Genomic DNA, 7,745 nt, shown 5'->3' with positions numbered 1-7,745 from the left:
CTCTACCTGGTCGACTTCAGCAACAAGGGCGGCCTGGTGACGCCGCTGATCCTCGAGATCACGCTCGCCAGCGGCAAGAAGTACGTCGAGCGCGTGCCGGCCGAAGTGTGGCGCTACAACCCGAAGAAGATCACGAAGCTGATCATCACCGACGAGCCGATGACCAGCCTGGTGCAGGACCCGTACTGGGAAACCGCGGACACCGACCTGAGCGACAACGCCTGGCCGCGCAAGGTGACGCCGTCGCGCCTGGAGCTGTTCAAGTCGCAGCGTGGCGGTGACGACATGATGAAAGACTATAACGAGAAACTGAGCGAAAAGCTGAAAACCAAGGAAAAAGCGGACGACAAGGACGCTCAACCGATCGCGAAATAAATGAACATGACCATGAAACGCCTGCCCGCCAGCCTCGCCGCCTTTTCGCTGATCGCCGCCATCACCGGCTCGGCCTTCGCCCAGCAATTCGACGACAAATTCCGCCAGCTCGACGAGCTGCTGCCCACGCCCACCGACACCCGCACCGCCTCGGGTGCACCGGGCCACGCCTACTGGCAGCAGCGCGCCGACTACAAGATCCGCGCCCAACTGGACGAAGCGAATCGCGCCGTGAGCGGCAGCGAGACCGTTACCTACCACAACAACTCGCCGGACACGCTGAACTACCTGTGGGTGCAGCTGGACCAGAACATGTTCCGCGCCGACTCGGACAACCGCAATATCTCGAGCTACCCCTCGCGCGAGGCATGGCGCACGGCCGGCGCCGGCGGCCCGGGTGGAGCTCAACCTGGCCTGCAGTACGAGGCGGCCCGCTTCCTGGTCGAGAGCCGCAAGTTCGACGGCGGCTTCAAGATCGCCAGCGTCACCGGCACTGATGGCAAGCCGCTGCGCTACGTGATCAACAAGACCATGATGCGCATCGACCTCGACCAGCCGCTGAAGCCGGGCTCGCGCCTCTCCTTCAATATGGCGTGGTCCTTCAATGTGCCGGAGACGAACGTGCTGGGCCGCCGCATGGGCTTCGAACGATTCGATAAACAAGATAAAAACGACCTGTTCGAGATCGCCCAGTTCTATCCGCGCATGGCCGCCTACTACGACGCCCACGGCTGGCAGAACAAGCAGTACCTGGGCGACGGCGAGTTCACGCTGGAATTCGGCGACTACGACGTCGAGATCACGGTGCCGTCCGACCACATCGTCGCCGCCACCGGCGAGCTGCAGAACGAAGGCGAAGTCCTGACCAGCGCCCAGCGCGAGCGCCTGAAGCAGGCGCGCAGCGCCACCCAGCCGGTGATCATCGCCAGCCAGGCCGATGCGGAAGCCCGCGAGAAGGGCCGCGCCACCACCACCAAGACCTGGCGCTTCAAGGCGAAGAACGTACGCGACTTCGCCTGGGCCACCAGCCGCAAGTTCATCTGGGACGCGCAGGGCTTCAGGAAGGGCGGTACCGACGTGCTGGCCATGTCCTTCTATCCGAAGGAAGGCAAYCCGCTGTGGGARAAGTAYTCGACCCAGGCCATCATCCACACCATCGACCAGTACAACAAGTATTCCTTCGACTACCCTTACCCGGTGGCGATTTCCGTGAACGGCCCGGTGGGCGGCATGGAATACCCGATGATCTCGTTTAACGGCGGCCGCCCGACCAAGGACAAGAAGACCGGCGAGCTGACCTACTCGCGCAGCACCAAGTATGGCCTGATCAGCGTGATCATCCACGAGGTCGGCCACAATTACTTCCCGATGATCGTCAACTCGGACGAGCGCCAGTGGACCTGGATGGACGAAGGCATCAACTCCTTCATGCAGTTCCTCGCCGAGACCGCGTGGGAAGACAATTACCCGGCCCGCCGCGGCGAAGCGCGCAACATCGTCGACTACATGAAGAGCCGCAACCAGCAGCCGATCATGACCAACTCGGAATCGATCACGAACCGCGGCAGCAATGCTTACGCCAAGCCGGCCACCGCGCTGAACGTGCTGCGCGAGACGGTGCTGGGCCGCGAACTGTTCGACTTCGCCTTCCGCACCTATGCCGAGCGCTGGAAGTTCAAGCGCCCCACTCCGGCCGACTTCTTCCGCACCATGGAAGACGCTTCCGGCACGGACCTCGACTGGTTCTGGCGCGGCTGGTTCTACACCACCGACGCGGTGGATGTGAGCGTGGACGGCATCAGCGAGTACACGATCGGGACCAAGGATCCGGAAGTCGAGAAGAAGTGGAAGAAATCCCTGAAGGACCAGGAACCGGTGTCGATCACCGACCAGCGCAACAGGGGCAGCCTGCCGCGCCGCGTCGACGCGCATCCGGAACTGAAGGATTTCTACAACGAGCACGACGGCTTCACGGTCACCAACAAGGACCGCAACAAGTACAATGAAACCATGGAGGGGCTGGAGGATTGGGAAAAGGCGCTGCTGAAGGAAGGCAAGCACCTCTACCTGGTCGACTTCAGCAACAAGGGTGGCCTGGTGACCCCGCTGATCCTCGAGATCACCCTGGCCAGCGGCAAGAAGTACGTCGAGCGCGTGCCGGCCGAGGTGTGGCGCTACAACCCGAAGAAGATCACGAAACTGATCATCACGGACGAGCCGATGACCAGCCTGGTGCAGGACCCCTATCTGGAAACCGCCGACATCGACACCAGCGACAACGCCTGGCCGCGCAAGGTGACGCCGTCGCGCCTGGAACTGTTCAAGAGCCAGCGCCCGCAGGACGACATGATGAAAGACTATAGCGAGAAACTGAAAACGAAAGACGCCAAGAAGGACAGCAAGGAAGCCGTGAAGGATGCCGAGCAGTCCATCGAAGCGGGCAGGAAGGTGCAATGAGCTTTCACCGTTATCGTGGCTTTATCGCCCGGTGTGCAGCGGCCGCCGTCCTGGCGGGCGCCTGCGCGCTGGCGCCGGCGCACAACTTCCACGCCGGGATCACCGACATCAGCTACAACGAGCGTACCGGCAGCCTTGAAGTCGTGCACACCTATATGGCGCACGACGTCGAGGCCCTGCTGACCAATCTGTACCAGCGCCAGTTCGACCTGTCCGACCCGGACGACCAGGCCGTGTTCCGCAAGTATGTCGAAAAGCAGTTCTGGCTGGCGGACAAGGACAAGCGCCGCCTGCCGCTGAACTGGGTCGGCATGACGGCCGACGCCCAGAGCGTCGTCGTGTTCCAGGAAGTGCAGCAGACGCCGGCCTCGAAGGTCGAGTTCCTCCACGACGAAGTGATGATCGACTTCCTGCCCGACCAGCTGAATACCGTCAACCTGACGGTGGCCGGCAGCATCCGCACCTTCGGCTTCAGCAGCAATCACCCCGAGTTTTCAGTACATTAAGTTCCAGTTCAATGCGTCTTCGAGTCCTGCCTTGCGCGCTGGCCGCGCTGTTTTCCCCATTGTTGGTTCACCCCGCTGCACATGCCGACGATTTCGTGATCCAGCGCGTACTGGTCGAAGGGTCACGCGCGAGCCAACTCGGCCTGCTTGACTCCGCGAATGCCGGCAGCGTCAGCCAGAAAGAGCTGGAGATGCGCACCATCTACCGTCCCGGCGAACTGCTGGAAGCGGCGCCCGGCCTGATCGTCAGCCAGCACAGCGGCGAAGGCAAGGCCAACCAGTTTTACCTGCGCGGCTTCAACCTCGACCACGGCACCGACCTCGCCACTTACGTGGACGAGATGCCGGTCAACCAGCGCTCGCACGCCCACGGCCAGGGCTGGACCGACCTGAACTTCCTGATCCCGGAACTGACCGCCCGTCTCGACTACCGCAAGGGACCGTACTCGGCGCGCGAAGGCGACTTCGCCTCGGCCGGCAGCGCCTCGGTCACCTATGCGAACCGCCTGGTGCGCGATGTGGCCACGCTGAGCGTCGGCCAGAACGGCTATGCGCGCACCGCGCTGGCGGCGTCCAGCGATGCGGCCGGCGGCGCCCTCACCTATGCGCTGGAACTGCTGCACAACGATGGTCCCTTCACCCATCCGGACGATTACCAGAAGGTGAACGGCGTGCTGCGCTACAGCCGCGGCTATGCGAACAATGGCTGGAGCGTCACCGCGATGGCCTATCGCGGCCGCTGGAATTCCACCGACCAGATCCCCGAACGCGCGGTGGACGACGGCCGCATCGGCCGCTTCGACCTGGTCGACGATACCGACGGCGGCGAGGCGCGCCGCTACAGCCTGTCCGGCGTGTGGCGCCAGACCTCGGCCGACTCGATGTCGAAGGTGAGCGCCTACCTGATCCGCAACCAGCTCGACCTGTGGTCGAACTTCACCTACTACATGGAAGACCCGCTGCATGGCGACCAGTTCGCCCAGCCGGACCGCCGCGTGACCGGCGGCTTCAACGCCCTGCACACCTGGCATGCGCACCGCACCGACACGGTCACCTCGGACCTGAGCGTCGGCCTGCAGGCCCAGAGCGACAATATCTTCAACGGCTTGCAGCACACCCAGGGGCGCCAGACCTTGGAGACCACGCGCCAGGACCACATCGTCGAGACCAGCCGCGCCGCCTGGATCGAGAGCGCCACGCGCTGGGGCGAGTTCTTCCGCGCCATCGTCGGCCTGCGCGCCGATCACTACCGCTTCCGCGTGAAGAGCGATTTGGCCGCCAACTCCGGCAGCGCCGGCGACACCCTGGTCAGTCCGTCGATGAACCTGGTGTTCGGCCCGTGGAAGAGCAGCGAGCTGTATCTGAACTATGGCCAGGGCTTCCACAGCAACGATGCGCGCGGCACGGTCGCCACCATCGATCCGAAGACATTGGCGGCGCTCGGCCAGTCGCCGGGCCTGGTGCGCTCGCGCGGCATGGAGATCGGCCTGCGCCTTGATGCGATTCCGAAGATGCAGACCGCGCTGTCGCTGTACCGCCTGGATTTCGATTCGGAGCTGAGCTATGTCGGCGACGAAGGCACCACCGAGGCCGGCTCACCCAGCCGCCGCTACGGCATCGAATTCTCGAACTACTACAAGCCGGTGAAGTGGCTGTCGATCGACTTCGACGCCGCCTTCGCGCGGGCCCGCACGCGCGACGTGGAGCCGGGCGAGGACCGCATTCCGGGCGCGGTCGAAGGCGTGGGCCAGCTGGCCATCACCGCCAGCCAGCTCGGCAAGAACGGCGCCTGGGAAGGCGCGCTGCGCCTGCGCTACTTCGGCCCGCGTCCCCTCATCGAGGACAACAGCGTGCGCTCGCATGCCAGCACCACGCTGAACGGCCGCATCGGCTATCGCATCGCCAGGGACCTGCGGCTGGAGCTGGAAGGCTTCAACCTGGCCAACAAGAAGGTCTCGGCGATCGACTACTACTATGCGTCGCAGCTGCGCGGCGAGAGCGAGCCGCGCGAGGACATCCACTTCCATCCGCTCGAATCGCGCTCCTTCCGCCTTACCCTCATCAAGAATTGGTAGGCAAAAAGTGCTACGCTAGCGGGATGACTACACCGCAACCACCCTATACCGACCCGTCGCGCATCGCCGATGCGCTGCGCACGGACGGCTATGCGCTGCTGCGTCCGCAAGACGTGGCAAGCCTGGCCGGCTGCTCCCTCGACGAACTGCAGGCCCTCGCGCCGAGCTGGGACCGGCTGGAACTCGACAACTACCTGAAGGACGGCGGCCGCTACCGGCGCCGGCGCCACTCCTGCTTCGTCGACGACGGCGGCGCGCTCACGCAGAGTCCCCACCGCGCCCACTGGCAGCCGGTCGAATACAACGCCCTGCACGGCGGCATGCACCGCCTGTTCGTACCGATCGAACCCGGCACCGCCGAGCAGCCGGCCTGGAACAAGCTGCTGCGCTCACTCGGCGCGGTGTGCTCGACGGTGAAGGGCGAGCAGACCTGGTATGTCGAGGCGCACCAGTTCCGCATCGACACCGCCGACGGCATCGGCCGCCCGACGCCGGAAGGCGCCCACCGCGATGGCGTCGACTTCGTGGCCGTGATCCTGATCGGCCGCGAAAACATCAAGGGCGGCGAGACCCGCGTGTTCGAAGCCGAGGGCCCGAAAGGCCAGCGCTTCACCATGCTGGAACCCTGGACCATGCTGCTGCTCGACGACGCAGCCGTGATCCACGAATCGACGCCGATCCAGCCGCTGGGGGAGCATGGACATCGGGATACCCTGGTGCTGACCTGGCGGGCCGGGGCGTTCCAGGGCGATGATGTGGAGACCACGGGAGCGTAAGCCACCACGAAACGCAAGACCGTCGTTCCCGCGCAGGCGGGAACCCAAGTTCTGTCCGCGCTGACGATACGCATGCAAACTTGGATCCCCGCCTTCGCGGGGACGACGGTTTGAATCGCGGGGACGTCGTCTTTAAAGCTACGGGCAAAAAAAACCCGCTACCTTGCGGAGCGGGCGGAATCCAGATTCCGGAGAAAACTGGAGGAGACGGTTCAACTATAGCGCCATTTATTGTGCACCGCAATACGGTAAAACTACGATAGCGCGTTGACCTCGTCCTCCAGTGGGACCGCTCCTACAATCAGGCCTTGAGCACGCGGAAGGACGCCGCTTTTTGCGGCATTGCGGGAAAGACCTGGCTCAGCTGCTTATCGCTCAAAAGTAAATGCTGTTCGGCGATTTGCGCCAGGACCGAACGGAAATCGGTCGTCACCGGCAAATCGCGGCCTTCGTTCAGCGCAGCCTCTTCCAGGCCCTGCCAGTCGCCGTAGACCCGGCCGCCGCTGACCTTCCCTCCCATTACCCACATCACGTTCCCGTGGCCATGGTCGGTGCCGCCGGTGCCGTTCTCGCGCGCGGTGCGGCCGAACTCCGACATCACGACCACCACGGTATCGTCGAACAGGCTGCCCAGGCGTTCGGCCAGCACCGCCAGGCCCTGGCCCAGCGGCGCCAGGCGGTTCGCCAGCTGGCCGGTGCCGGCGCCCTGCGCCACGTGGGTATCCCAGCCGCCCAGCGCGACGAAGGCCATCTGGATCTTCGGATCGTTGCGCATCAGCGTCGCCAGGCGCGCGGCATCGTCGGGGAAGCCGTTCGGCAGCGGCGCGCCGCGATCGGCCGCCTGCATCTGCGGCGTCTCGGCGGCGGCCATCATCACTTCGCGGTGGGCCTTGCGGCCATCCTCGTAGGCGCGGCCGAAGCGCGGGTGGCCGGCGTAGAGCTGGTCGAAGGCGGCGCCGATGGCCGGGCGGTCGAGGATGTCGGCACGGGTAGCCGAGGCCACGTTCGGCAGGTTGACGGCCGCGGCCTGGCCGGCCAGGATGCGCGGCATGACGGGGCCGATGCCCAGCAGGCGGCTCGGCGTGGCGGTCCCCGGCAGGGCCGTGACCAGGCGGTTCATCCAGCCATCCGGCGTGCTCTTGCGGCCGGGCGTGGCCGATTCCATGTAGTCCTGGGCGTCGAAGTGCGAGCGGGTGGCGTCGGGCGAGCCGCTGGCATGCACGAAGGCCAGCTTCTTCTGCTGCCACAGCGGCTGCAGGCTGGCCAGCGCCGGATGCAGGCCGAAGTAGCCGTCCAGGTCGAGCGCACCATTCTCCATACCGGGGCTGGCCAGGCCGATGCCGGGACGCAGGCGCAGGTAGTTCTCGTCGCCCACCGGCGCCACCACGTTCAGGCCGTCCACCGCCCCACGCAGCATCACCACCACCAGCTTCCTGCGGGTCGGGCTGTCGGCGGTGCCGCTGCCTGTGACCGCCCAGGCGTGGCGGCCCAGCGGCAGCATGATGCCGGCGCCCAGCGCCAGCGTGTTCAGGAAATCCCTGCGTTGCATGGTCGTT

At 65.1% G+C, this 7,745-nt stretch carries 5 protein-coding genes and 1 pseudogene; 5 read left to right on the top strand and 1 reads right to left on the bottom strand.

The window, feature by feature from the left end:
• From AB4Z32_RS05165 to AB4Z32_RS05145, 5 genes and pseudogenes are all read left to right on the top strand, one after another.
• Nucleotides 1–375: pseudogene (locus tag AB4Z32_RS05165) on the top strand (aminopeptidase); the annotation flags it as partial.
• Nucleotides 376–381: 6 nt separating this feature from the next.
• Entirely contained in the window at nt 382–2,832 is a 2,451-nt protein-coding gene (locus AB4Z32_RS05160; RefSeq protein ID WP_441934848.1) for a M1 family metallopeptidase, read from the top strand.
• The gene (locus tag AB4Z32_RS05155) at nt 2,829–3,338 is read left to right on the top strand and encodes a DUF6702 family protein (RefSeq protein ID WP_441934835.1); all 510 of its coding nucleotides are present in this window, start codon (nt 2,829–2,831) and stop codon (nt 3,336–3,338) included. Before AB4Z32_RS05160 ends, AB4Z32_RS05155 begins: the two co-directional genes overlap by 4 nt.
• Nucleotides 3,339–3,349: 11 nt before the next feature.
• Nucleotides 3,350–5,413 carry a TonB-dependent receptor gene (locus AB4Z32_RS05150; RefSeq protein WP_441934834.1) on the top strand — a complete coding sequence of 688 codons (2,064 nt, stop codon included), beginning with the start codon at nt 3,350–3,352 and terminating at the stop codon, nt 5,411–5,413.
• 23 nt (nt 5,414–5,436) lie between these two features.
• Nucleotides 5,437–6,189 carry a 2OG-Fe dioxygenase family protein gene (locus AB4Z32_RS05145; protein ID WP_441934833.1) on the top strand — a complete coding sequence of 251 codons (753 nt, stop codon included), beginning with the start codon at nt 5,437–5,439 and terminating at the stop codon, nt 6,187–6,189.
• A 301-nt stretch (nt 6,190–6,490) separates the two neighbouring features.
• Here the strand turns inward: AB4Z32_RS05145 and AB4Z32_RS05140 are convergent, their stop codons facing one another.
• On the bottom strand, nt 6,491–7,738 hold the full coding sequence (locus tag AB4Z32_RS05140; RefSeq protein ID WP_441934832.1) for a DUF1501 domain-containing protein: 1,248 nt from the start codon (nt 7,736–7,738) through the stop codon (nt 6,491–6,493).
• Nucleotides 7,739–7,745 lie beyond the last annotated feature (7 nt).

Origin of the sequence: Massilia sp. 2TAF26 (genome assembly GCF_052115005.1) — a bacterium.
Classification (GTDB): Bacteria; Pseudomonadota; Gammaproteobacteria; order Burkholderiales; family Burkholderiaceae_D; genus Telluria.
Note: the sequence above shows the minus strand (reverse complement) of the source record. Positions and strands in the feature narration are given on the sequence as shown.

Bases quoted from the DNA above. Each gene is read 5' to 3' on its own strand.
- AB4Z32_RS05155 (WP_441934835.1), top strand. From the start codon at position 2,829: ATGAGCTTTCACCGTTATCGTGGCTTTATCGCCCGGTGTGCAGCGGCC.
- AB4Z32_RS05150 (WP_441934834.1), top strand. From the start codon at position 3,350: ATGCGTCTTCGAGTCCTGCCTTGCGCGCTGGCCGCGCTGTTTTCCCCA.
- AB4Z32_RS05145 (WP_441934833.1), top strand. From the start codon at position 5,437: ATGACTACACCGCAACCACCCTATACCGACCCGTCGCGCATCGCCGAT.
- AB4Z32_RS05140 (WP_441934832.1), bottom strand. From the start codon at position 7,738: ATGCAACGCAGGGATTTCCTGAACACGCTGGCGCTGGGCGCCGGCATC.